The sequence below is a fragment of the Streptomyces sp. NPDC048389 genome (assembly GCF_040706335.1).
In the GTDB taxonomy this organism is placed as follows: domain Bacteria; phylum Actinomycetota; class Actinomycetes; order Streptomycetales; family Streptomycetaceae; genus Streptomyces.
Window position 1 is genome coordinate 74000 of sequence record NZ_JBEZKP010000007.1, and the last position, 22354, is coordinate 96353.

The 22354-nt window shown below is 69.8% G+C and carries 25 protein-coding genes; 16 read left to right on the forward strand and 9 right to left on the reverse strand.

The window, feature by feature from the left end; translation table 11 throughout:
* Window positions 1-83: 83 nt before the first annotated feature.
* The 7 genes from AB0903_RS07685 (at window position 84) to era (ending at window position 5626) form a co-directional block, all read left to right on the forward strand.
* Entirely contained in the window at window positions 84-1130 is a 1047-nt protein-coding gene (locus AB0903_RS07685) for a PhoH family protein (protein WP_366700023.1), read from the forward strand.
* A gap of 12 nt (window positions 1131-1142) precedes the next feature.
* The gene (gene ybeY, locus AB0903_RS07690; RefSeq protein ID WP_366700025.1) at window positions 1143-1640 is read left to right on the forward strand and encodes an rRNA maturation RNase YbeY; all 498 of its coding nucleotides are present in this window, start codon (window positions 1143-1145) and stop codon (window positions 1638-1640) included.
* Window positions 1637-2941 (forward strand): hemolysin family protein, encoded by a 1305-nt coding sequence (locus tag AB0903_RS07695; RefSeq protein WP_366700027.1) that lies wholly within the window; start codon window positions 1637-1639, stop codon window positions 2939-2941. Before ybeY ends, AB0903_RS07695 begins: the two co-directional genes overlap by 4 nt.
* Entirely contained in the window at window positions 2938-3294 is a 357-nt protein-coding gene (locus AB0903_RS07700) for an MmcQ/YjbR family DNA-binding protein (protein WP_366700029.1), read from the forward strand. Before AB0903_RS07695 ends, AB0903_RS07700 begins: the two co-directional genes overlap by 4 nt.
* A gap of 131 nt (window positions 3295-3425) precedes the next feature.
* Complete coding sequence (locus AB0903_RS07705; RefSeq protein ID WP_366700031.1) at window positions 3426-4166, forward strand: hypothetical protein; 741 nt, start codon at window positions 3426-3428, stop codon at window positions 4164-4166.
* Window positions 4167-4203: 37 nt separating this feature from the next.
* Window positions 4204-4557 carry a cytidine deaminase gene (locus AB0903_RS07710; protein WP_366700032.1) on the forward strand — a complete coding sequence of 118 codons (354 nt, stop codon included), beginning with the start codon at window positions 4204-4206 and terminating at the stop codon, window positions 4555-4557.
* A 127-nt stretch (window positions 4558-4684) separates the two neighbouring features.
* On the forward strand, window positions 4685-5626 hold the full coding sequence (gene era / locus AB0903_RS07715; RefSeq protein WP_366700034.1) for a GTPase Era: 942 nt from the start codon (window positions 4685-4687) through the stop codon (window positions 5624-5626).
* Between the two features lie 203 nt (window positions 5627-5829).
* On the opposite strand, the gene AB0903_RS07720 is transcribed toward era, so the two are convergent.
* Together AB0903_RS07720 and AB0903_RS07725 are read right to left on the reverse strand one after the other, a co-directional pair.
* Entirely contained in the window at window positions 5830-6096 is a 267-nt protein-coding gene (locus AB0903_RS07720; protein WP_366700036.1) for a protealysin inhibitor emfourin, read from the reverse strand.
* Between the two features lie 59 nt (window positions 6097-6155).
* Window positions 6156-7211, reverse strand: a complete 1056-nt coding sequence (locus AB0903_RS07725; protein ID WP_366700038.1) for a M4 family metallopeptidase — start codon at window positions 7209-7211, stop codon at window positions 6156-6158.
* Window positions 7212-7506: 295 nt separating this feature from the next.
* Here AB0903_RS07725 and leuA point away from each other — a divergent pair, with 295 nt between their 5' ends.
* Window positions 7507-9279 carry a 2-isopropylmalate synthase gene (gene leuA / locus AB0903_RS07730; RefSeq protein ID WP_366700040.1) on the forward strand — a complete coding sequence of 591 codons (1773 nt, stop codon included), beginning with the start codon at window positions 7507-7509 and terminating at the stop codon, window positions 9277-9279.
* A gap of 222 nt (window positions 9280-9501) precedes the next feature.
* Window positions 9502-10176 (forward strand): TerB family tellurite resistance protein, encoded by a 675-nt coding sequence (locus AB0903_RS07735; RefSeq protein ID WP_366700253.1) that lies wholly within the window; start codon window positions 9502-9504, stop codon window positions 10174-10176.
* Between the two features lie 248 nt (window positions 10177-10424).
* Here AB0903_RS07735 and AB0903_RS07740 read toward each other — a convergent pair whose 3' ends face one another.
* Genes AB0903_RS07740 through AB0903_RS07750 form a run of 3 tightly spaced genes read right to left on the reverse strand, consistent with a single transcriptional unit; the run spans window position 10425 to window position 13668 of the window.
* On the reverse strand, window positions 10425-11828 hold the full coding sequence (locus AB0903_RS07740) for an FAD-binding oxidoreductase (RefSeq protein WP_366700042.1): 1404 nt from the start codon (window positions 11826-11828) through the stop codon (window positions 10425-10427).
* Window positions 11825-12289, reverse strand: coding sequence for a hypothetical protein (locus AB0903_RS07745; protein ID WP_366700044.1), 465 nt, complete (start codon window positions 12287-12289; stop codon window positions 11825-11827). Before AB0903_RS07745 ends, AB0903_RS07740 begins: the two co-directional genes overlap by 4 nt.
* A gap of 11 nt (window positions 12290-12300) precedes the next feature.
* Window positions 12301-13668: an FAD-dependent oxidoreductase gene (locus AB0903_RS07750; RefSeq protein WP_366700046.1), complete on the reverse strand. Its 1368-nt coding sequence runs from the start codon at window positions 13666-13668 to the stop codon at window positions 12301-12303.
* A gap of 200 nt (window positions 13669-13868) precedes the next feature.
* Here AB0903_RS07750 and AB0903_RS07755 point away from each other — a divergent pair, with 200 nt between their 5' ends.
* The 4 genes from AB0903_RS07755 (at window position 13869) to AB0903_RS07770 (ending at window position 16328) form a co-directional block, all read left to right on the forward strand.
* A complete protein-coding gene (locus AB0903_RS07755; protein ID WP_366700048.1) occupies window positions 13869-14138 on the forward strand; it encodes a hypothetical protein in 270 nt (89 codons plus the stop codon).
* A gap of 244 nt (window positions 14139-14382) precedes the next feature.
* The gene (locus AB0903_RS07760; RefSeq protein WP_366700255.1) at window positions 14383-14652 is read left to right on the forward strand and encodes a DUF1905 domain-containing protein; all 270 of its coding nucleotides are present in this window, start codon (window positions 14383-14385) and stop codon (window positions 14650-14652) included.
* A 45-nt stretch (window positions 14653-14697) separates the two neighbouring features.
* Window positions 14698-15444: a DNA repair protein RecO gene (gene recO, locus AB0903_RS07765; protein WP_366700050.1), complete on the forward strand. Its 747-nt coding sequence runs from the start codon at window positions 14698-14700 to the stop codon at window positions 15442-15444.
* Between the two features lie 38 nt (window positions 15445-15482).
* The gene (locus AB0903_RS07770) at window positions 15483-16328 is read left to right on the forward strand and encodes an isoprenyl transferase (RefSeq protein ID WP_366700052.1); all 846 of its coding nucleotides are present in this window, start codon (window positions 15483-15485) and stop codon (window positions 16326-16328) included.
* A 324-nt stretch (window positions 16329-16652) separates the two neighbouring features.
* On the opposite strand, the gene AB0903_RS07775 is transcribed toward AB0903_RS07770, so the two are convergent.
* From AB0903_RS07775 to AB0903_RS07790, 4 genes are all read right to left on the reverse strand, one after another.
* Window positions 16653-17084, reverse strand: coding sequence for a transcriptional repressor (locus AB0903_RS07775; protein ID WP_366700054.1), 432 nt, complete (start codon window positions 17082-17084; stop codon window positions 16653-16655).
* A gap of 98 nt (window positions 17085-17182) precedes the next feature.
* Window positions 17183-18100, reverse strand: a complete 918-nt coding sequence (locus AB0903_RS07780) for a metal ABC transporter permease (protein ID WP_366700056.1) — start codon at window positions 18098-18100, stop codon at window positions 17183-17185.
* Complete coding sequence (locus AB0903_RS07785; protein WP_366700058.1) at window positions 18097-18861, reverse strand: metal ABC transporter ATP-binding protein; 765 nt, start codon at window positions 18859-18861, stop codon at window positions 18097-18099. Before AB0903_RS07785 ends, AB0903_RS07780 begins: the two co-directional genes overlap by 4 nt.
* A 29-nt stretch (window positions 18862-18890) precedes the next feature.
* Window positions 18891-19952: a metal ABC transporter substrate-binding protein gene (locus AB0903_RS07790; protein WP_366700060.1), complete on the reverse strand. Its 1062-nt coding sequence runs from the start codon at window positions 19950-19952 to the stop codon at window positions 18891-18893.
* A 141-nt stretch (window positions 19953-20093) separates the two neighbouring features.
* Here AB0903_RS07790 and AB0903_RS07795 point away from each other — a divergent pair, with 141 nt between their 5' ends.
* The 3 genes from AB0903_RS07795 (at window position 20094) to AB0903_RS07805 (ending at window position 22350) form a co-directional block, all read left to right on the forward strand.
* The gene (locus AB0903_RS07795; RefSeq protein WP_366700062.1) at window positions 20094-21476 is read left to right on the forward strand and encodes a glycine--tRNA ligase; all 1383 of its coding nucleotides are present in this window, start codon (window positions 20094-20096) and stop codon (window positions 21474-21476) included.
* A gap of 111 nt (window positions 21477-21587) precedes the next feature.
* Window positions 21588-21800: a hypothetical protein gene (locus tag AB0903_RS07800; protein WP_366700064.1), complete on the forward strand. Its 213-nt coding sequence runs from the start codon at window positions 21588-21590 to the stop codon at window positions 21798-21800.
* A 319-nt stretch (window positions 21801-22119) separates the two neighbouring features.
* The gene (locus AB0903_RS07805; protein WP_366700066.1) at window positions 22120-22350 is read left to right on the forward strand and encodes a DUF6243 family protein; all 231 of its coding nucleotides are present in this window, start codon (window positions 22120-22122) and stop codon (window positions 22348-22350) included.
* Window positions 22351-22354: the final 4 nt, after the last annotated feature.

A 22354-nucleotide genomic window follows, 5' to 3' on the forward strand; every position in this document is an offset into this window, starting at 1 on the left:
ACGTCGTACCCTGGATGTTCCAGAGGTTGTCGAGCAGCGAGAACCCTGCAACGGGAGGTATGTGCAGGCCACAGTGCCGGCCCATGACTCAGACACCCACAGACCAGACCCGCCCCCTACGCCCAGAGGGCGTGGTGGGACCCCCAGCGCCGGGCCAGGCGCGAGCCCACTTCACCGTTCCGGCCAAACACCCGATGGTGACGGTTCTCGGCTCGGGTGACGCCCTGCTGCGCGTGATCGAGAAGGCTTTCCCGGCGGCCGACATCCATGTCCGGGGCAACCAGGTCAGCGCGGTCGGCGACGCGCGGGAAGTCGCTCTGATCCAGCGCCTGTTCGACGAGATGATGCTCGTGCTCCGCACCGGGCAGCCGATGACGGAGGACGCAGTGGAACGCTCGATCGCCATGCTCAAGGAGGAGACCGGAGGCAAGGCCGTCGAGACCCCGTCGGAAGTCCTCACCCAGAACATCCTCTCCAGCCGCGGCCGCACCATCCGCCCCAAGACGCTCAATCAGAAGCGTTACGTCGACGCGATCGACAAGCACACGGTCGTCTTCGGCATCGGCCCCGCCGGCACCGGCAAGACGTATCTCGCCATGGCCAAGGCCGTGCAGGCACTGCAGTCCAAGCAGGTCAACCGCATCATCCTGACCCGCCCCGCCGTTGAGGCCGGAGAGCGCCTCGGCTTCCTCCCCGGCACGCTGTACGAGAAGATCGACCCGTATCTGCGGCCGCTGTACGACGCGCTGCACGACATGCTCGACCCCGACTCGATCCCCCGCCTGATGGCGGCGGGCACGATCGAGGTCGCGCCCCTGGCCTACATGAGGGGGCGCACCTTGAACGACGCGTTCATCATTCTCGACGAGGCGCAGAACACGAACCCCGAGCAGATGAAGATGTTCCTCACCCGGCTCGGTTTCGACTCGAAGATCGTGATCACCGGTGACGTGACACAGGTCGACCTGCCGGGCGGGACCAAGAGCGGTCTGCGCCAGGTCCGGGACATCCTGGACGGCGTCGACGACGTGCACTTCTCGCTGCTCACCTCGCAGGACGTCGTACGGCACAAGCTGGTCGGCCGTATCGTCGACGCGTACGAGCAGTACGACAGCCGCAACGGGAAGTAGAACAGCCGCACCATGTCGATCGACGTCAACAACGAATCCGGAACCGAGGTCGACGAGCAGGCGATCCTCGACATCGCCCGCTATGCGCTCGCGCGGATGCGTATCCACCCGCTCTCCGAACTCTCGGTGATCGTCGTGGACGCCGAGGCCATGGAGCAGCTGCACATCCAGTGGATGGACCTGCCGGGACCGACCGATGTCATGTCCTTCCCGATGGACGAGCTCCGTCCGCCGGGCAAGGACGAAGAGGAGCCACCGCAGGGCCTCCTCGGTGACATCGTGCTCTGCCCCGAGGTCGCCGAGAAGCAGGGCGAGGACGCGCCCACGCAGCACTCCATGGACGAGGAGCTCCAGCTCCTGACCGTCCACGGAGTGCTGCACCTGCTCGGTTACGACCACGAGGAGCCGGACGAGAAGGCCGAGATGTTCGGTCTGCAGGCCGCCATCGTCGACGGCTGGCGGTCGGAGAAGGGTCTCACCGGTCCCTCCCCGGCGCCGACCGTCTCATGACCGGCCAACTGGTCGCCGGCGCCGTCGCGCTGGTCGTCGTCGCCTGGCTGGCCGCCTGCGCCGAGGCCGGCCTCGCCCGCGTGTCCAGCTTCCGCGCCGCCGAGGCGGTACGGTCCGGGCGGCGCGGCGCGCGGAAACTGGAGCAGATCGCCGCGGATCCGACCCGCTACCTCAACGTCGCACTGCTGGTGCGGGTGGCGTGCGAGATGGCGGCCGGAGTGCTCGTCACCTACGTCTGCCTGGAGGCGTTCGCGGAGACCTGGTCGGCGCTGCTCGTCGCCATCGCCGTGATGGTGCTGGTGAGTTACGTCGCCGTCGGCGTCTCCCCGCGCACCATCGGCCGTCAGCACCCGCTCAACACCGCCACCGCCTCCGCGTACGTGCTGCTGCCGCTGGCCCGCGTCATGGGCCCGGTCCCGCAGCTGCTGATCCTCATCGGCAACGCCCTGACCCCCGGAAAGGGCTTCCGAAAGGGGCCGTTCGCCTCCGAGGCCGAGCTGCGGGCGCTGGTGGACCTGGCGGAGCAGGAGTCGCTGATCGAGGACGAGGAGCGCCGCATGGTGCACTCCGTCTTCGAACTCGGCGACACGTTGGTGCGCGAGGTGATGGTGCCGCGCACCGACCTCGTCTCCATCGAGCGGTACAAGACCGTCCGCCAGGCGCTGACGTTGGCGCTGCGCTCCGGTTTCTCCCGTATCCCCGTCACCGGGGAGAACGAGGACGACATCGTCGGCGTCGTCTACCTCAAGGACCTGGTCCGCAAGACACACGTCAACCGTGATGCCGAGGCGGACCTGGTCTCCACCGCGATGCGGCCGGCGGTCTTCGTGCCGGACACGAAGAACGCGGGCGATCTGCTGCGCGAGATGCAGCAGAAGCGCAACCACGTCGCCGTCGTCATCGACGAGTACGGCGGCACGGCGGGCATCGTGACCATCGAGGACATCCTCGAGGAGATCGTCGGCGAGATCACCGACGAGTACGACCGCGAGCTGCCGCCCGTCGAGGAGCTGGGCGACGGCCGTTTCCGCGTCACGGCCCGCCTCGACATCGGCGACCTCGGCGAGCTGTACGGCCTGGGAGCCGACGAGCTGGACGACGAGGACGTGGAAACGGTCGGCGGCCTGCTGGCCAAGGCGCTCGGCCGAGTCCCCATCGCCGGCGCGGAGGCGGTCGTGGACCTGCCGGACGGCCGGGCCCTCCGGCTGACGGCGGAGTCCCCCGCGGGCCGGCGCAACAAGATCGTGACGGTGCTCTCGGAGCCGGTGGAGCAGCCGGCGGAGGAAGGGACGACGGGGTGACTCCGGAGCAGTTGAGGGCGTTCTGCCTGGAGTTCAACGCCGCGGTGGAGGAGTTCCCCTTCGGGCCGGAGACCTCGGTCTTCAAGGTTCTCGGCAAGATGTTCGCCCTCAGCACGCTGGACGCCACCCCGCTGACGGCCAACCTCAAGTGCGATCCGGACCTGGCGGTCCGGTTGCGCGCGGACCATCCGGGCCTGATCGTTCCCGGTTGGCACATGAACAAGCGCCACTGGAACACGGTGTCGGTGTCCGAGTTGCCCGACCGGATGGTCCGGGAACTGGTGGAGGACTCGTACGACCTGGTGGTGGCGGGCCTGCCACGGGCGGAGCGGCTGCGTCTGGACCGGGGCTGAGTCAGAGGCCCGGTCCGGCCCGTGCGCGCGGTATTCAATGGTGGGGCGGCTTCCGTTTCTGTGTATTGTCTGTGCGTCCAGGGGAGGGGGGAAGCTCCCCACGAGCTGTTCTCACATGGGGAGATGACGCCATGCGTACCCGTATACGCCGCAGTGCCGCCGCCGTTCTGACCGCTTCCGCTCTCTGCCTCGCGGGCACCGCCTGCGGCGCGGAGGACGACAAGAAGCCGAGCACGTCCGAGAAGAGCGGCGACGCCAAGGGCTCGGCGAGCGAGAAGCCCGGCGAGGAGAGCAAGCCCGTCGAGGCGCTGACGGACGCTCAGATGAAGGCCGCCACTCTCGAGCTCGGCGACCTGCCGTCCGGGTGGAGCGTCAACAAGGTGCCGGCTTCCACGGACGCGGCCCCCAAGTCCGAGAAGGCCGAGTGCCAGCCGCTCGCCGACCTGATGGGCGCAGAGGTCAAGGGCGCGACCCAGGGAGCGGAGGCCGACTTCAAGGGGGCGGGCGGTAAGACGCAGCTGAGCCAGATGGTCTTCACGTTCCCCGGCACGGGCGCCGCCGACTACGTCAAGGCGGTCGACACGGCGCTCGCCACCTGTACGACCGTCCCCTTCGACATGGAGGGCACGAAGGTCCCGGTCAAGATCGAGCGCATCGACGCCCCGAAGGCCGCGGAGGCGTCCCACGCCTTCACGATGGCCTTCGAGTTCGCGCCCGGTATCGAGGTCAAGTCCAACCTGCTCGTCGCGCACCAGGGCACGGGCGCCACCCGCGTCGCGTACCTGAACGACGGCGGCGCCGAGGCCCAGAAGAGCTTCGGCGACCTCGTCACGCTGATCGGCGACAAGCTCGTCAAGGGCGCCCAGGGCTGACGTCGGTGCGGATCCGGGGCCGATCTATGCTCGTGGCATGACGCAGAGTTCCGACCTCGGCCCTGAGGACCGCAAGATCATCACGCTGGCGCGCAGCGCCCGGGCCCGCAACGGCGTGCCCGAGGGCGCTGCCGTGCGCGACGAGACAGGCCGCACCTACGTCGCAGGCACCGTGGCCCTGGACTCGCTGAAGCTCAGCGCACTGCAGACCGCCGTCGCCATGGCGGTCGCCAGCGGCGCGCGGTCGCTCGAGGCGGCGGCCGTCGTCTCCGAGGCGGACGCCACCTCCGACGACGACCGCGCGGCGGTACGGGACCTGGGCGGGGCGGGGACGCCGGTGCTGCTCGCGGGCCCCGACGGGGAGTTGAAGGCCGCGGTCAGCGCGGGCTGACACGGCGCTCGGGCGGTGTTCCCCACGGACGCCGGAAGGTGTGGGACGGAGCCCCGGAAGCCCCTCGCGGGTGCCCGGGGCGGCCGCGCGTGACCGAGCGCTCCTGACATCAGGGACAATGGGCGCCATGAGCGCTCGTACCCAGTCTTCCGAGGCCCCTCATCGGGCCGGCTTCGCCTGCTTCGTCGGCCGCCCCAACGCGGGCAAGTCCACCCTCACGAACGCTCTGGTCGGCCAGAAGGTGGCGATCACCTCGAACCGGCCGCAGACCACCCGGCACACGGTGCGCGGCATCGTGCACCGTCCGGAGGCGCAGCTGATCCTGGTCGACACCCCGGGGCTGCACAAGCCGCGCACCCTGCTCGGCGAACGGCTGAACGACGTGGTGCGCACCACCTGGGCCGAGGTCGACGTGATCGGCTTCTGCCTGCCGGCCGACCAGAAGCTCGGCCCCGGCGACCGCTTCATCGCCAAGGAGCTCGCCGGCATCAAGAAGACCCCCAAGGTCGCGATCGTCACCAAGACCGACCTCGTCGACTCCAAGTCGCTCGCCGAGCAGCTCATCGCGATCGACGCGCTCGGCAAGGAACTCGGCACCGAGTGGGCCGAGATCGTCCCGGTCTCCGCCGTGGGCGACAAGCAGGTGCAGCTGGTCGCCGACCTGCTGATCCCGCTGCTCCCGGAGAGCCCCCCGCTCTATCCGGAGGGCGACCTCACGGACGAGCCCGAGCAGGTGATGGTCGCCGAGCTGATCCGCGAGGCCGCGCTGGAGGGCGTGCGGGACGAGCTTCCGCACTCGATCGCCGTGGTCGTCGAGGAGATGCTGCCGCGCGAGGACCGCCCCGCGGACCGCCCGCTGCTGGACATCCACGCGAACGTCTACATCGAGCGCCCCAGCCAGAAGGGCATCATCATCGGCCCGAAGGGCAAGCGCCTGAAGGAAGTCGGCACCAAGTCCCGCAAGCACATCGAGGCGCTGCTGGGCACGCCGGTCTACCTGGACCTCCATGTGAAGGTCGCGAAGGACTGGCAGCGCGACCCGAAGCAGCTGCGGAAGCTGGGCTTCTGAGCCGAGCCGGGGCATGCCCGGCCGGGCGCCGTGCCCGCGAAGGGCCCCGACCTCAGGGCCCTTCGCGGGCACGGACCTCAGGGCCTTGTCCGGCAACCGGTTGAGGACCCTTCCCGGGCACGGACCTCACGGCCTTCTCGGGTGCCGGATCTCAGCACCGTTCCCCGGTACCGGATCTCAGGACCGTTCCCCGGTACAGAACCTCAGGACCCTTCCTTGAGCACGAGCGAGATCAGCTGCCGCTGCGCCTCGGTCAGCCGGGGATCGGAGCAGTACACCGTGCGCCCGTCGACCGTGAGCTGGTAGCTGAATCCGTCGGGGACCCCGATGGGCGGGGTGTCCCGGCCCTCCGCCACCGCCTGTTCCGCCAGGGCGTGCATCTCGTCCGCGTCGGCCCGCCCCGAGGTGTCCACCTCGGCGTGGCGCTCGATGCCGGCGAAGCCGCCCGTACGCCTTACCTGGATACGCATGCTTCCCGTTCTAGTACGGAACGGGGCCGGGCGACAGCCGGGCCGCCCTGCCCCGGCACTCATTCGGCCGTTTTCACACCGACCTGCGACCACGCCTTGAGCACGGCCTCCAACTCCTCCCCGTCGCCGTAGCGCGCCTTCGCGGCGGCCGCCGTCAGACGGGCGAAGCTGCCGAAGTCGGCGTCCACCGGCAGTTCGCCGCCGGTGAGCACGTCGAACCAGATCTGCCCGGCCCGCTCCCAGGCGCGCCCGCCGAGCCGGGTGGCGAGCAGGTAGAAGGCATGGTTGGGGATGCCCGAGTTGATGTGGACACCGCCGTTGTCGCGGCCGGTGCGGATGTAGTCCTCCATGGTGGCGGGCTGCGGGTCCTTGCCGAGCACGTCGTCGTCGTACGCGGTGCCCGGTGCCTTCATCGAGCGCAGCGCGACCCCGTCGACCCGGGGCGTGAGCAGACCGGCACCGATCAGCCAGTCGGCCTCGTCGGCGCTCTGGCCCAGCGTCCGCTGCTTGACCAGCGAGCCGAGCACGTCGGAGACCGACTCGTTGAGGGCACCGGGCTGGCCGAAGTAGCTCAGATTGGCCGTGTACTGGGTCAGGCCGTGCGCCAGCTCGTGGGCGATGACGTCCACCGCGACGGTGAAGTCGAGGAACACCTCGCCGTCGCCGTCGCCGAACACCATCTGCTCGCCGTTCCAGAAGGCGTTCCCGTACTGCTCGTCGTAGTGGACGGACGCGTCCAGCGGCAGGCCGGCGCCGTCGATGGAGCTGCGCCCGTACGCGGCCAGCAGTTCGAACGTCGCCCCCAGGCCCGCGTACGCGCGGTTGACGGTGGCGTCCTTGACCGCTTCCTCGCCCTCGCCGCGCGCCCGGGACCCGGGCAGCACGGTGCCGTTCCGCGCGTCGTACACGGTGCGGCGCGGTCCGTCGGCCGGTGCGGCGACGGGCCGTGCGGCAGCGCCGATGACGGTGGTGAGCCGGCGCCCGGTGCGGTGCGCGGCATCGGCCTGGAGGGTGCGCCGGGCGGGGCCGGAGAGGGCCGGGTCGGCGGCGCGGGCGAGCTTGTCGAGGATGTGCGGCGGCACGATGCCGCAGAAGACGGAGGCGCGAATGTCCATACGGGGCAATGTTGCAGCAGGTGACGGCGGTGTCACGAAAAGCGAGAACGGTTAATGAAATGGAGTGATAGGGCACAATTGCCCGTTACTGATCGGTCGTCCCGCATACTGAAACAGGGCCCACGCTCCCGTCGAGGCTCGGCTAGTCTTCCTGGCATCATGCGTTTCGGGCTGCTTCTCCTTAGCTGCCGCGGCGAGGGCCTGTAGTCGATAGGCCGACCCCCTCCCCGCGGAGTCTGGTGCTGCTTCGACCCAGTCGGCCCCCCTTCCCGCAGGATCAGAGGAGCCCCACGTCATGTCCCAGTCGCAGTGGATCGGCCGCCCCACCCCGATCACCAATACGACGCACATGCAGAAGCCGTCCGGGATGCCGATCCACAAGTACGGCCGCTACGAGGCCGTCGAGATCCCGGACCGTACCTGGCCCGAGCGGCGGATCACCAAGGCCCCGCGCTGGCTGTCCACCGACCTGCGGGACGGCAACCAGGCGCTGATCGACCCCATGAGCCCCGCGCGCAAGCGTGAGATGTTCGACCTGCTGGTCCGCATGGGGTACAAGGAGATCGAGGTCGGCTTCCCGTCCTCCGGTGAGACCGACTTCAACTTCGTGCGCTCCATCATCGAAGAGGGCGCGATCCCCGACGACGTCACCATCTCGGTGCTGACGCAGGCCCGCGAGGACCTGATCGAGCGGACCGTCGAGTCCCTGGTCGGTGCCCGGCGCGCCACGGTCCACCTGTACAACGCCACCGCGCCGACCTTCCGCCGTGTCGTCTTCCGCGGTTCGAAGGACGACATCAAGCAGATCGCGGTCGACGGCACGCGTCTGGTGATGGAGTACGCCGAGAAGCTGCTGGGCGACGAGACCGCCTTCGGTTACCAGTACAGCCCCGAGATCTTCACCGACACCGAGCTGGACTTCGCCCTGGAGGTCTGCGAGGCGGTCTGCGACGTGTGGCAGCCCGGTCCGGGCCGCGAGATCATCCTCAACCTGCCCGCCACCGTGGAGCGTTCGACGCCCTCCACGCACGCCGACCGCTTCGAGTGGATGTCGCGGAACCTGACCCGCCGCGAGCATGTCTGCCTGTCCGTCCACCCGCACAACGACCGCGGCACCGCCGTCGCCGCCGCCGAGCTGGCGATCATGGCGGGTGCCGACCGTATCGAGGGCTGCCTGTTCGGACAGGGCGAGCGCACCGGCAACGTCGACCTGGTCACCCTGGGCATGAATCTCTTCTCGCAGGGCGTCGACCCGCAGATCGACTTCTCGCAGATCGACGAGATCCGCCGCACCAGCGAGTACTGCAACCAGATGGAGGTCCACCCGCGCCACCCCTACGCGGGCGACCTGGTCTACACCGCCTTCTCCGGCTCCCACCAGGACGCCATCAAGAAGGGCTTCGACGCGATGGAGGCCGACGCGGCCGCCGCCGGCAAGAGCGTGGACGACATCGAGTGGGCCGTGCCGTATCTGCCCATCGACCCGAAGGACGTCGGTCGCTCGTACGAGGCCGTCATCCGCGTCAACTCGCAGTCCGGCAAGGGCGGTATCGCCTACGTCCTGAAGAACGACCACAAGCTGGACCTGCCGCGCCGGATGCAGATCGAGTTCTCCAGGATCATCCAGGCCAAGACCGACACCGAGGGCGGCGAGGTCACCCCGGCAGCGATCTGGTCCGTCTTCCAGGACGAGTACCTGCCGAACCCCGACAACGCTGCGGCTCGATGGGGCCGCATCCAGATCCGCTCCGGGCAGACCACCACCGACACGGACGGCGTCGACACGCTGACCGTCGAGGCGGTCGTCGACGGTGTGGAGACCGTGCTGACCGGCTCGGGGAACGGTCCGATCTCCGCGTTCTTCGATGCGCTGAACGGCGTCGGCGTCGACGTACGCCTGCTGGACTACCAGGAGCACACGATGAGCGAGGGTGCGTCCGCGCAGGCCGCCTCGTACATCGAGTGCGCGATCGACGGCCAGGTGCTGTGGGGCATCGGCATCGACGCCAACACCACGCGCGCCTCCCTGAAGGCGGTCGTCTCGGCCGTCAACCGCGCGGCCCGCTGATACACCCGCACTCCGGTCCCGGACGCCGGGCCTGCTCGATCGTGAGCGGGCCCGGCGTTTTGCGGTGCTGTGCACGCGGTTGTGCCGGGGACCGGAATCAGCCATGTCGATTCGCACCCTCCCCGGGGTGCTGACGCGACATCGTTCATGTGGCTAACATCACGTCAACGCGGCAGCGCTGCCGCAGCGTGGAGGAGGTGCGACGTGCTGCCAGCCCGGGGAATGTCCGTCCGAAAACTTCAGGTATGCGGCATTCGTACGTCCTGGAACACGGTCGGCGACGGCGAGTTCTTCTGCCCCGACTGCGGAGGCGACCGCAACTACCGCCGCCGCACCGGTCGCCGCCGCTTCGCGGTCCTCGGCGTGCCCCTGCTGCCACGCGGCATCGCCGGTCCCGTCGTCGAATGCGCCGCCTGCCACGGCCACTTCGGGACGGACGCCCTCGATCACCCCACCACCGGCCGCTTCTCCGCGATGCTCAGGGACGCGGTGCACACCGTCGCCCTCGCCGTCCTCGCCTCCGGCGGCACCTCCTCCCGCAGCGTGCGTGAGACCGCGGTCCAGACCGTGCGCGCCGCCGGGCTCGACGACTGCACCGAGGACCAGCTGACCTCTCTCATCGAGGCACTCGCCGCCGACACCGGCCGGTACGTCGCGGATACCGGACCCTACGGCGCGGCGCTCGCCATCGAACTCCACGAGGCGCTCGAGCCGCTCGCCCCGCACCTGGCCCCTGCCGGGCGCGAGTCGATCCTGCTCCAGGGCGCGCGGATCGCCCTCGCCGACGGCCCGTACACCCAGGCGGAGCGCGAGGTCCTCACCACCGTGGGCGCGGCGCTCCAGCTGGACGAGAACGACACGGCGCGCCTGATGGAGACGGCTCGCGCCCCCTTCTGACTCCACCGGTCCTTTGATCGGGTCCGTACTCCCCGGGGGAAGACCGCCTGGGAGGAACGACGCGGTGAATCGCCTCGCCTGCATGACGCGGAGACCACGCGCTGCCGGACCCGGGCCCGCCGGCGGCCGAGGCTCGGATCAGCCGTCTGCATGAGCAGGCTGGGCGCCCGCGACCGGGCCCGGCCGGTCTCCGCGGCCGGCGAGTCGCCTCCTGACGCCGGGGGAGGGACGAGCGGGCGCCGGCTCGCTCAGGGCGCGATGTTGTGGTTGATGCGGAACAGGTTCTCCGGGTCGTACCGGCGCTTGACCGACCGCAGTCGGCCGTAGTTCTGCCCGTAGTTGGCGCGCACCCGGTCCTGGTCGTCGGCGTCCATGAAGTTGATGTACCCGGCCTCCTCGGTGTGCGGGCGCAGTGCACTGTCGTAGGCACGGGTCCAGGCGACGTTGTGCTCGGTGTCGGCAGGATCGGGGTAGCTGGCGCCGAAGGCGTGGGAGAACGCGGCGTCACGGTAGGCGAACGCGGTGTCCTGCGCGCCGACCCGGTGGCACGCGCCGTCGATCGGGAAGATCACGGTGTCGCTCTCCATCGAGGGGATCGTCTCGCCGTACGTCATATGGACGTCGATGGCGCCGTCGCTCAGGTCGCGGCTGAAGTTGCCCTTCCAGTAGTGGTGGAGACCCGGCGGCAGGTCCTCGTCGAACAGGGTGTTGATCACCGGGTAGGGGATGCGGTCGAGGAACTGGCCGACGGCCGGACCGAGTTCCGCGAGGCGGCCGCGGATCGCGTTGTCCTTCTCGGGGGAACCGGTGAAGCAGGTGAGCACACCGCACACCGGGCGGCCGTGCCACCGTTCCGGCAGGAACGGGACCGGTGGCCCGAGAAGCAGGGCGAAGAGCGAGTTGAACTCCTTGGGAGCGTCGGCGTTCATGTCCCGCCAGCGGCGCGCCACATCGCCGTCGAGCGGATAGAACGTGGGGCCGCCGAGGACGAGGTCCATCGGGTGCAGCCGGTACTGGAACGAGGTGACGACGCCGAAGTTGCCGCCTCCCCCGCGCAGCGCCCAGAACAGGTCGGGGTGGTGTGCGGTGTCGCACGTGACGAGGGTGCCCTCGGCGGTGACGACATCGGCGGAGACGAGGTTGTCGCAGCTCAGGCCGTAGCGGCGGGCGAGGTGTCCCATGCCGCCGCCCAGGGTCAGTCCGGCGATCCCGGTGGTGGAGACGACCCCGCCGGTGGTGGCAAGACCGAAGGCGTGCGTGGCGTGGTCGAAGTCCCCCCAGGTGCAGCCGCCTTCGGCGCGTGCGGTACGGGTGACCGGGTCGACGCGGACGGCGCGCATCCGGGACAGGTCGATGACCAGTCCGCCGTCGCACGTGCCGTGGCCGGCGACCGTGTGGCTGCCGCCGCGGACGGCGAGCGGCAGGGCGTGGTCGCGGGCGAAGTGCACGGCCGCGATGACATCGGAGGCGTCGACGGGCCGCACGACGACGGCCGGGTGGCGGTCGTGGGCGGCGTTGTAGACGCGACGGGCCTGGTCGTAGGCAGGGTCGCCCGGCTCGATGACGTCGCCGCGCACGGCGGCGTACAGGGGCTCCAGGGCCGGACCGGCCGGTTCGGTCGAGGGGGTCGAGGGGGTGGTCAGCGCGGTCATGACGGGCACCGGCTTTCGGGTGGGCGTTGCGATCCCAGGTCGTCGCGGCCGTCGGGCCCGCTCTGTGCGAGAGCGAGTGAGCCCTTCGCCGTGTCCGCCATGGCTTGCAGCAGGGTCGCGGCGGGTGGGCGGGGCCCGGTGGCGGCGAGCGTCTCGAGATCCTTCACGGCGGTGGCGGCGCTGTCCACGTCACCGACGGCGAGCGCCACCTCCGTCTGTGCGGCGAGCAGCCGGGCACGTCCGAGCATGTCGGCAGGCGTCTCGCCCCGGCACGCCAACGCCAGGCGCAAACCGGTCACGGCGGCGTCCGCCTTGCCCTGCGCCAGGCGGAGCAGGGCAAGACCGGGTTGTGGCATGAGCCCCAGTTCATGGGCGCGTGCGTACGAGGCGGCGGCGTCGTCGAGACGGCCGCGGCGGCGCTGGATCTCCCCGGCCCGGCGTTGCCACCGGGCCCCTTCCACGTGTGTGCGGGTTACGCGCCGCTCGCCCTGAGCATGTCCTCACGCTCGACGATCTTCACGCGCTCGCGGCCCTGCGGCTCGCCCAGAGCCTTCTCGGCCGCGTCCAGCCGGTACCAGCCCTCCCAGGTCGTCCAGCGGACGTTCCGGTCCGCCAGGAAGGACTCCACCGCCTCCGGCTCTGGCGAGGCGGGCGTCTGGAGACGGCCGTTCACGTAGTCGTTCAGCAGGTTCGCGACGGTCTCGTTCGCATCGCCCTTGGTGTGGCCGATGAGACCGACCGGGCCGCGCCGGATCCAGCCCGTGACGTACGTCGAGTCCAGGTGCTCGCCGGTCTCCTCGATCACCCGGCCGCCCTCGTCCGGGACCGTACCCGTCGCGACGTCCCAGGGGAGCTTCGGCAGCTCGTCGGAGAGGTAGCCCACCGCCCGGTAGACGGACTGGACGTCCCAGTCCTTGAACTCGCCGGTGCCCTTCACGTTGCCCGTGCCGTCGAGTGCGGTGCGCTCGGTGCGGAGGCCGACGACCTTGCCGTCCTCGCCGAGGATCTCCGTCGGTGACTCGAAGAAGTGCAGGAACAGCTTGTGCCGCCGCTCGCCGACGTCCCGGATCGCCCAGTTCTCCAGGGTCTTCGCGACCATGTCGGCCTGCTTGTTGCCCCGGCGGGTCTCGATGGATCCCTCGTCGTAGTCGATGTCCTCGGGGTCGACGACGACCTCGATGTTGGGGGAGTGGTCCAGCTCGCGGAGCTCCATGGGGCTGAACTTGGCCTGCGCCGGGCCGCGACGCCCGAAGACGTGGATCTCCACTGCCTTGTTGGCCTTGAGCCCGTCGTAGACGTTCTGCGGGATCTCGGTCGGCAGCAGTTCGTCCGCCGTCTTCGCGAGGATGCGCGCCACGTCGAGCGCGACGTTGCCGACGCCGAGTACGGCGACCTTCTCGGCCTCCAGCGACCAGGTGCGGGGCCAGTCCGGGTGCCCGTCGTACCAGGAGACGAAGTCCGCCGCGCCGTACGAGCCGTCCAGCTCGACGCCCGGTATGTCGAGTGCCCGGTCGGCGGTCGCACCGGTGGAGAAGACCACCGCGTCGTAGAACGTGCGGAGATCGTCCAGGCTGAGGTCCTTGCCGTAGTCGACGTTGCCGAAGAGGCGGAGCTGCGGCTTGTCGAGCACCTGGTGCAGGGCCGTGATGATGCCCTTGATCCGCGGGTGGTCGGGGGCGACGCCGTAACGGATCAGGCCGAAGGGCGCGGGCATACGCTCGAAGAGATCGATGGACACGCCGGGGTCGGCAGCGGCCACCTCGGACTTCAGCAGCGCATCGGCGGCGTAGATCCCGGCAGGGCCGGCTCCGACGATGGCTACCCGCAAGGGGCGGGGCATGACAGGTTCCCTTCGAGCGGCGACAACTGGCTCGTCGGTAACCCTAAACAAAGGCAAACCTAAGTCGGTACTCGGCCTGGTCCTATGACCTCATAAGGCGCGCTTATGCCCACGCAAAGTTCTGCCGGCTGGAGACGGGCGCGGGCACCCGCGTCCAGATCACGGCCGTCAAGCGCTGGACCCAGCAGGGCTGCCCACCCTTGGTCGCCGTCCGCGAAGTCAGGGACGAGGGCCTGTTCGAGGCCGGGAAGGAATTCAACGTCGCCCTCGATTCGAAGGCGGTGTACCACCTGACTACCCGGCAGCTCCACGACGTCGTCGGGTGGCTCAGAGGGGTCGTTCCTGACCAGGTTCTGGAAGACTCCCTTCGGGCTGACCCGTACCGCGCCCATCAGGAGCTGCTCGCCCTGGGGGCGAGAGCCGTACGGGCCGTGACGTGGTGCCACGGCAAGGGCCCCGACGAGCGCTGAGAAGCGTTTCGTCGGGGCCCTTGTGCTGCCCCGGAGCATCCGCGTGTGCCGGGGAGTGCCGGAAGATCCCGGCCGCCCCGGGCCGGGCGGTGCGCAGGCGGTCAGGACCGGATGGGCGAGGCCGCAGAGCAGCGGGCGCCGGAAAGACACAGCGCTGTCCGCCGAGGCTTTCCACCCCGTCCGGAGAAGTGGGGTGGACGGACAGCAGCCGATGAGTTTCGACCCCGCAGGCGGTCCACCCGTCATGGACAAGGAATTCAGCGCAACACTGCAGAAGAGCGCCGCCGAAGGCGGCTGGACCTACGTGGTCTGGCCCGAGGCCGCCGAGTACTTCGGGACGCGAGGGCTGGTGAAGGTCCGCGGGACCATCGACGGGCATCCGTTCCGGAGCTCGTTCATGGCCCTCGGTGACGGCAGGCACAAGCTGCCCGTCAAGGCCGACGTCCGCAAGGCCATCGGCAAGGAGGCCGGTGACACCGTGACCGTGCGCCTGGAGGAGCGCCTCGCACATTGACGTACCCGGGACCGGATGCCGTCCCCGGTACGGGAGAATGGGGCCATGAGCCTGTTCCGTGATGACGGCGTCGTCCTGCGCACCCAGAAGCTGGGTGAGGCGGACCGCATCATCACGCTGCTCACCCGCGGTCACGGCCGGGTACGGGCCGTGGCGCGTGGGGTACGGCGGACCAAGTCCAAGTTCGGGGCCAGGCTGGAGCCGTTCTCCCACGTCGACGTGCAGTTCTTCGCGCGGGGCAGCGAGCTGGTCGGGCGCGGTCTGCCGCTGTGCACCCAGTCGGAGACCATCGCGCCGTACGGCGGCGGCATCGTCACCGACTACGCGCGATACACGGCGGGCACGGCCATGTTGGAGACCGCCGAGCGGTTCACCGACCACGAGGGCGAGCCGGCCGTGCAGCAGTATCTGCTGCTCGTCGGCGGGCTGCGCACGCTGTCGCGGGGCGAGCACGCGCCGAACCTCGTGCTCGACGCGTTCCTGCTGCGTTCCCTCGCCGTCAACGGCTACGCCCCCAGCTTCGACGGCTGCGCCCGCTGCGGGCTGCCCGGGCCCAACCGGTTCTTCTCCGTCGCCGCGGGCGGCGTCATATGCGGCGACTGCCGGGTGCCCGGCAGCGTCGTACCCTCTGCGGAGGCCATCGGGCTGCTCAGCGCGCTGCTGACCGGCGACTGGCCGGCTGCGGACGCGTGCGAGGCACGACACGTCAGGGAGGGCAGCGGGCTGGTGTCCGCCTATCTGCACTGGCACCTGGAGCGCGGCCTGCGCTCCCTGCGGTACGTAGAGAAGTAGCGAAGCAGAGAAGCAGCGAAATAGGAGATGTGAACCGCATGGCACGACGCGGAATCCTGGGCCGGTCCCGCCGCGAGTACAAGGTTCCCGAGCCGCACCCCTCGGGCGCCCGCCCGCCCAGGATCCCGGCCGAGCTGGTGCCGAACCACGTGGCGTGCGTCATGGACGGCAACGGCCGCTGGGCCAAGGAACGGGGCCTGCCCCGCACCGAGGGCCACAAGGTCGGTGAGGGCGTCGTGCTGGACGTGCTCAAGGGCTGCCTGGAGATGGGCGTCAAGAACCTCTCCCTCTACGCCTTCTCCACCGAGAACTGGAAGCGCTCGCCCGACGAGGTCCGCTTCCTGATGAACTTCAACCGCGACGTCATCCGCCGCCGCCGCGACGAGATGGACGAGCTCGGCATCCGGATCCGCTGGGTCGGCCGCATGCCGAAGATGTGGAAGTCGGTGGTCCAGGAGCTCCAGGTCGCGCAGGAGCAGACCGTCGGCAACGACGCGATGACCCTGTACTTCTGCGTCAACTACGGCGGCCGGGCCGAGGTCGCGGACGCGGCGCAGGCCATCGCACGCGATGTGGCGGCAGGCAGGCTCGACCCGTCGAAGGTCAACGAGAAGACGTTCCAGAAGTACCTCTACTACCCGGACATGCCGGACGTGGACCTGTTCCTGCGGCCCAGTGGCGAGCAGCGCATCTCGAACTACCTGATCTGGCAGTCCAGTTACGCCGAGATGGTGTTCCAGGACGTGCTGTGGCCCGACTTCGACCGCCGCGACCTGTGGCGCGCCTGCCTCGAGTACGCGCAGCGCGACCGCCGCTTCGGCGGCGCGATCCCGAACGAGGAGCTCGAAGCGATGCGGGGACGTCCCGAAGGACCGGCCGTCTGAGCCGTCCTACCGGCCGGCCGTGTGCCGTCGGTACCGGTTGTTCTCTCCACGCTGCCACGCTGAGACGTCGCAGGCGGGGTCCGCTGTCTCGTCCTGAGAGGTGAAGGCGAGCCCCGCCCCGGGAGTGGACGACGAACTTTGCGCTGTGGAGCGCCGCCGGACCGCCGGCCGCGGTGGCCCTGACCGACGGCAGCAGCAAGACCCTCGTGTCCAGGGAGGAACCGGCCGCGGCCCCGGTGGGGGAGTACGGCTGGGGAACGCCCGCACTCACGGGCGTTCCCCAGCCGCGTTCGGCGCTCGGTGCGAGAGCGCCCGTCGTACAGGTCAGCCGGCCTTCGCCGCGCACTCCGCGCAGGTGCCGAAGATCTCGACCGTGTGGGCCACGTTCACGTAGCCGTGCTGCGCCGCGATCGTCTCCGCCCACCGCTCCACCGCCGGGCCCTCGACCTCGACGGCCTTGCCGCACATCCGGCACACCAGATGGTGGTGGTGGTCGTCGGTCGAGCAGCGCCGGTACACCGACTCGCCCTCGCTGGTGCGCAGCACGTCGACCTCGCCCGCGTCGGCGAGCGACTGCAGTGTGCGGTAGACCGTCGTCAGGCCCACCGAGTCGCCGCGGTGCTTGAGCATGTCGTGCAGTTCCTGCGCGCTGCGGAACTCGTCGACCTCGTCGAGCGCCGCCGCCACCGCGGCCCGCTGCCGGGTCGACCGGCCTCGTACCGGGGCGGTGTTCCCGCCGGTTGGCGCCGTGGTCACAGGTGCCTCCTCGCTTGGCCCGCTCATACGTCGGGCTATTGTGCCAGGCCCGCGCGCGGACCCGTCCCGGGCACGGGGTGGCGCGTCCCCCGCCGGGCTCAGACCTTGACGTCGTCGCCCGGGCGCCGCGTACCCGGAACGCCGACGGCGCACTCCGCCCCACCCGCGTCACCGACGCCGCTCGCCTCCATCGCCTTCGCCCGCCGCCGTGCCAGCGGTGTGGCCAGCGCGGTCAGCACGACGAAAACGGCGATGGCGAGCATTACTATCGTCGCTCCCGGCGGCACGTCCTGGTAGTAGGAGGTGGTGGTTCCGGCCAGTGCGACCGTCACTCCGATGGCGACCGACAGGGCGTACGTCGCCTTGAACGAGCGCGAGATCTGCTGGGCGGCGGCCACCGGGACCACCATCAGGGCGCTCACCAGCAGCAGGCCGACCACCCGCATGGCGACGCTGACCGTGACCGCCGCGGTGACGGCGACCAGCAGGTTCAGCGCCCGCACCGGCAGGCCGGTGACCCGGGCGAACTCCTCGTCCTGGCTGACGGCGAACAGCTGGCGCCGCAGGCCCAGCGACACCGCCACCACGAACGCCGCGAGCAGCATGATGGCGACGACGTCCTGGTCGGAGACCGTCGAGAGGGAGCCGAAGAGATAGGTGGTGAGGTTGGCCGTGGACCCGCTGTCCGAGAGCTCGATCAGCAGCACACCGCCCGCCATGCCGCCGTAGAACAGCATCGCCAGCGCGATGTCGCCGCGGGTGCGGCCGTAGGTGCGGATGAGCTCCATCAGCACGGCGCCGACGACCGAGACCAGCGTCGCCATCCAGATGGGGTTGGTCGACAGCAGGAAGCCGAGGCCGACACCGGTCATCGCGACGTGGCCGATTCCGTCGCCCATCAGGGCCTGCCGGCGCTGCACCAGGTAGATGCCGACGGCTGGGGCGGTGATGCCGACCAGCAGCGCCGCGAGCAGTGCGCGCTGCATGAACGCGGATTCGAGCATTTCCAGGATCATGTGAGCAGTCCCGTGCGGAGCGGCTCGTCGGCCGCGTGCGGATGTACGTGGTCGTGGCCCGGCAGGGCGTGCTGGCCCACGGCCTTTGGGGGCGGCCCGTCGTGGACGACGCAGCCGTCGCGCAGGACGACGGCGCGGTCGATCAGCGGCTCCAGCGGCCCCAGCTCGTGCAGCACCAGCAGCACCGTCGTACCGGCGGCGACCTGCGTGCGCAGCGTTTCCGCCAGCACCTCCTGGCTGGTCAGGTCGACCCCGGCCATCGGCTCGTCCATGATCAGCAGCTCGGGCTCGGCGGCGAGCGCCCGCGCGATCAGGACCCGCTGGTGCTGGCCGCCGGACAGGGCGCTCACGGAGTCCCTGGCCCGGTCGCCCAGGCCGACCAGCTCGATCGCGTGCCGCACGGCCGCCCTGTCACCGCGCGAGGGCAGCCCGAAGCGGGCACGCGAGAGCCTGCCGGAGGCGACGACCTCGCGGATGGTCGCGGGCACACCGCTCGCGGCGGTCGTGCGCTGCGGCACGTAACCGACGCGCGCCCACTGCCGGAAGCGGCGCAGCTCCGTGCCGAACAGGTCGATCCGGCCGTCGGTGAGCGGCACCTGGCCGATCACCGAGCGCACGGCGGTGGACTTGCCGGAGCCGTTGGCGCCGAGCAGGGCGACGACCTCACCGCGGTCCACGGTGAGGTCGATGCCGCGCAGGACGGGGCGCGAGCCGAGCGTGGCCCGGGCTCCGCGGACGGATATGACCGGCTCGGTGCTCATGCGGGGCCGCCTCTCGTGGTGGTACTGCGTCACTTCGCGCCGAGGGCCTTCTGCAGCGCGGCGAGGTTGGCGCGCATGACGTCGACGTAGTCGTCGCCCTTCGACCTGTCCGTGATCCCCTCGAGCGGGTCGAGGACGTCGGTCTTGAGACCCGTGTCCTTCGCGAGGGTCTTCGCGGTCTTGTCGCTGGCCAGTGTCTCGAAGAAGACGGTGGTGACCTTGTCCTCCTTCGCGATCGTCTGGAGCTCCTTGATCCGCGCCGGGCTGGGCTCGGACTCGGGGTCGACGCCCGCGATGCCCTCCTGCTTCAGGCCGTAGCGCTCGGCGAGGTAGCCGAAGGCGGAGTGGGTGGTGATGAACGTCTTCGTGGCCGAGTTCTTCAGGCCCTTGTCGAAGTCCGTGTGGAGGGCGGTGAGCTTCGCGACCAGCGCGTCGGTGTTCTTCTTGTAGTCCGCTGCGTTGTCCGGGTCGGCCTTCTCCATCTGGGCGCCGACGCCCTTGGCGACCTCGGCGTACTTCACGGGGTCGAGCCAGATGTGCGGGTCGGCGTTCGGCGCCGCCTCGTGGTCCTCGTGCCCGGCTTCCTCGTGCCCCTCCTCGTGCCCGGCTTCCTCGTGACCGTGGCCGGCTTCCTCGTGGCCCTCCTCGTGCCCGGCTTCTTCGTGACCGTGACCGTGGTCGTGGCCGCCGGAGGTGTCGAAGGTCTTCAGCTGCGTGAGCGTGGTGGCGTCCACCTTGTACTTCACGCTCGCCTGGTCGATGGCCTTGTCGACGGCGGGCTGGACGCCCTTGAGGTAGAGGATCAGACCGGAGTCGTTCAGCTCTGCGGTCTGGCGGGGCTTGAGCTCCAGGTCGTGCGGCTCGACGCCCGGCTTGGTGAGGGTGGTGACGGAGACGTTGTCGCCACCGATCTGTTCGGCGAGATACTGCATGGGGTAGAACGACGCGGCGACCTTCAGCTTGCCGTCGCCTGCGCCGTCGACGCTCGCGGCGTCGGAGGTGGAGCAGGCGGAAACGGCCAGGAGGCCGAGCGTGACTGCTCCGGCGGTGGCGGCGGTGGCGGCGGTGGGTATGAGGCGTCGTACGTTCATGACAGTCATTTTCAACAAAAACGGAAACGATTGTCAATAAACGTCCGTCCCTCACCTTCGTCCGATCCGATTTGATCCGGGGGGTGGCGCCGCCGGTAACCTGAGTCATTCTCCGTTCGTCGTCGTAATGAAGAGAGCACCGTGGCCGCCGACAAGATCGATACGATCGTCAACCTGAGCAAGCGCCGTGGCTTTGTCTACCCCTGCAGCGAGATCTACGGCGGCCAGCGGGCCGCCTGGGACTACGGGCCGCTGGGTGTCGAGCTCAAGGAGAACATCAAGCGCCAGTGGTGGCGCTACATGGTCACCTCGCGCGAGGACGTCGTCGGGATCGACTCGTCGGTGATTTTGGCCACCGAGGTCTGGGAGGCGTCCGGCCACGTCGCGACCTTCACCGACCCGCTGACCGAGTGCACCTCCTGCCACAAGCGCTACCGCGCCGACCACCTGGAGGAGGCGTACGAGGAGAAGCACGGCCGCCTCCCCGAGAACGGCCTGGTCGACCTGAACTGCCCCAACTGCGGTAACAAGGGCACGTTCACCGAGCCCAAGCAGTTCTCCGGCCTGCTCGCGACGCACCTCGGCCCGACCCAGGACTCCGGCTCCGTCGCCTACCTGCGGCCCGAGACCGCGCAGGGAATCTTCACCAACTTCGGCCAGGTGCAGCAGACCTCGCGCAAGAAGCCGCCGTTCGGCATCGCGCAGATGGGCAAGTCCTTCCGGAACGAGATCACTCCGGGCAACTTCATCTTCCGCACCCGCGAGTTCGAGCAGATGGAGATGGAGTTCTTCGTCAAGCCGGGCGAGGACGAGGAGTGGCAGCAGTACTGGATGGACCAGCGCTGGAACTGGTACCGCGACCTGGGTCTCCGTGAGGAGAACATGCGCTGGTTCGAGCACCCGCAGGAGAAGCTCTCGCACTACTCGAAGCGCACCGCGGACATCGAGTACCGCTTCCAGTTCGGCGGCAGCGAGTGGGGCGAGCTCGAGGGCGTCGCCAACCGCACCGACTACGACCTCTCCGCGCACTCCAAGGCGTCCGGCACCGACCTGTCGTACTTCGACCAGGAGGCCGGCGAGCGCTGGACGCCGTACGTCATCGAGCCGGCGGCCGGTGTCGGCCGCGCCATGCTCGCCTTCCTGCTCGACGCGTACAACGAGGACGAGGCGCCCAACGCCAAGGGCGTCATGGAGAAGCGCACCGTGATGCGCCTCGACCCGCGCCTCGCGCCGGTCAAGGTCGCCGTGCTCCCGCTGAGCCGCAACCCGCAGCTCTCGCCGAAGGCCAAGGGCCTCGCCGCCGACCTGCGCAAGAACTGGAACATCGAGTTCGACGACGCGGGCGCCATCGGCCGCCGCTACCGCCGCCAGGACGAGATCGGCACCCCGTTCTGCGTGACCGTCGACTTCGACACCCTCGACGACAACGCGGTCACCGTGCGCGAGCGCGACACGATGAAGCAGGAGCGTGTCTCGCTCGACCAGATCCAGGGCTACCTGGGCAGCCGTCTGCTGGGCTGCTGACGCCCGGCGTCCGACGCGTTCGAAGCCCCCGGTTCCGGGTAACGGAACCGGGGGCTTCGTGCACACTGGGCCCGCGCGCACCCACAGGCAGGCCAGGCACAGGAGGCACGGATGCCGTCCATGACGACCAGCAAGGTCCGCAGATGGGACCAGCACGGACGCGAACACGTCGTGCGGGTCGAGAAGTCGGGGATCCAGCGGCAGTTGCGTTGCGGCACCTGCGACTGGCGCAGGAACGCGCAGTTCCTGCCCTGGCTCAAGGCCGAGGAGCACCTGGTACAGGCGCACCAGGCGACGGTGGACCCGGCGGCCGGGGAAGGGTGAGCCCCGCCGCGTGGTCCTGCGGAGCCGTGAGCAGTGGGCCGTGAAGGGCTGGTACTTGGCGGTGCGCGGGAAGTTGTGAGGGGGCCGGCACTGGCGGTACGGGGCGGGCCGTGAGGGACGGGTGCCGGCGGTACGGGGCGGCCGTGCACGGTCCCGCGGCCGGGGTGCGGCCGGAAAAGCGAATACCGGCGGCGTCGCAGAAGCGGTACCGTCACGGCCATGTCTTCGTTCTTCCAGATCCACGAGTGAGAGGGCGGCGGTCACCCGCCCCCCGTCAGACGTTCCCGAAGTCACTTCTCACCCACGATGGGAGAACCCCATGGCCAAGAGCCGTAACAACCTCCTCGGTGTCGGCGGTCAGCGCAAGAAGCTGTCCCGCGCCGAACAGCAGGCGGGCGGCCTCAGCCGCGACGCCGACCGCAAGGCGGCGGCCGACCAGAAGCAGGAGCTGGTGCGCAAGATGCGTGAGCGCGCCCAGGAGGCCACGCCGGACACCGAGCCGCAGACCGAGGGCGCGGCGGTGCCGCAGGAGAGTCAGAGCCAGGGCTGATGCG

Excerpts from the sequence above, each read along its gene's own strand:
- AB0903_RS07685 (WP_366700023.1), top strand. The coding sequence starts at position 84 with ATGACTCAGACACCCACAGACCAGACCCGCCCCCTACGCCCAGAGGGC.
- ybeY (WP_366700025.1), top strand. The coding sequence starts at position 1,143 with ATGTCGATCGACGTCAACAACGAATCCGGAACCGAGGTCGACGAGCAG.
- AB0903_RS07695 (WP_366700027.1), top strand. The coding sequence starts at position 1,637 with ATGACCGGCCAACTGGTCGCCGGCGCCGTCGCGCTGGTCGTCGTCGCC.
- AB0903_RS07705 (WP_366700031.1), top strand. The coding sequence starts at position 3,426 with ATGCGTACCCGTATACGCCGCAGTGCCGCCGCCGTTCTGACCGCTTCC.
- AB0903_RS07710 (WP_366700032.1), top strand. The coding sequence starts at position 4,204 with ATGACGCAGAGTTCCGACCTCGGCCCTGAGGACCGCAAGATCATCACG.
- era (WP_366700034.1), top strand. The coding sequence starts at position 4,685 with ATGAGCGCTCGTACCCAGTCTTCCGAGGCCCCTCATCGGGCCGGCTTC.
- AB0903_RS07720 (WP_366700036.1), bottom strand. The coding sequence starts at position 6,096 with ATGCGTATCCAGGTAAGGCGTACGGGCGGCTTCGCCGGCATCGAGCGC.
- AB0903_RS07725 (WP_366700038.1), bottom strand. The coding sequence starts at position 7,211 with ATGGACATTCGCGCCTCCGTCTTCTGCGGCATCGTGCCGCCGCACATC.
- leuA (WP_366700040.1), top strand. The coding sequence starts at position 7,507 with ATGTCCCAGTCGCAGTGGATCGGCCGCCCCACCCCGATCACCAATACG.
- AB0903_RS07735 (WP_366700253.1), top strand. The coding sequence starts at position 9,502 with ATGTCCGTCCGAAAACTTCAGGTATGCGGCATTCGTACGTCCTGGAAC.
- AB0903_RS07740 (WP_366700042.1), bottom strand. The coding sequence starts at position 11,828 with ATGACCGCGCTGACCACCCCCTCGACCCCCTCGACCGAACCGGCCGGT.
- AB0903_RS07750 (WP_366700046.1), bottom strand. The coding sequence starts at position 13,668 with ATGCCCCGCCCCTTGCGGGTAGCCATCGTCGGAGCCGGCCCTGCCGGG.
- AB0903_RS07760 (WP_366700255.1), top strand. The coding sequence starts at position 14,383 with ATGGACAAGGAATTCAGCGCAACACTGCAGAAGAGCGCCGCCGAAGGC.
- recO (WP_366700050.1), top strand. The coding sequence starts at position 14,698 with ATGAGCCTGTTCCGTGATGACGGCGTCGTCCTGCGCACCCAGAAGCTG.
- AB0903_RS07770 (WP_366700052.1), top strand. The coding sequence starts at position 15,483 with ATGGCACGACGCGGAATCCTGGGCCGGTCCCGCCGCGAGTACAAGGTT.
- AB0903_RS07780 (WP_366700056.1), bottom strand. The coding sequence starts at position 18,100 with ATGATCCTGGAAATGCTCGAATCCGCGTTCATGCAGCGCGCACTGCTC.
- AB0903_RS07785 (WP_366700058.1), bottom strand. The coding sequence starts at position 18,861 with ATGAGCACCGAGCCGGTCATATCCGTCCGCGGAGCCCGGGCCACGCTC.
- AB0903_RS07790 (WP_366700060.1), bottom strand. The coding sequence starts at position 19,952 with ATGAACGTACGACGCCTCATACCCACCGCCGCCACCGCCGCCACCGCC.
- AB0903_RS07800 (WP_366700064.1), top strand. The coding sequence starts at position 21,588 with ATGCCGTCCATGACGACCAGCAAGGTCCGCAGATGGGACCAGCACGGA.
- AB0903_RS07805 (WP_366700066.1), top strand. The coding sequence starts at position 22,120 with ATGGCCAAGAGCCGTAACAACCTCCTCGGTGTCGGCGGTCAGCGCAAG.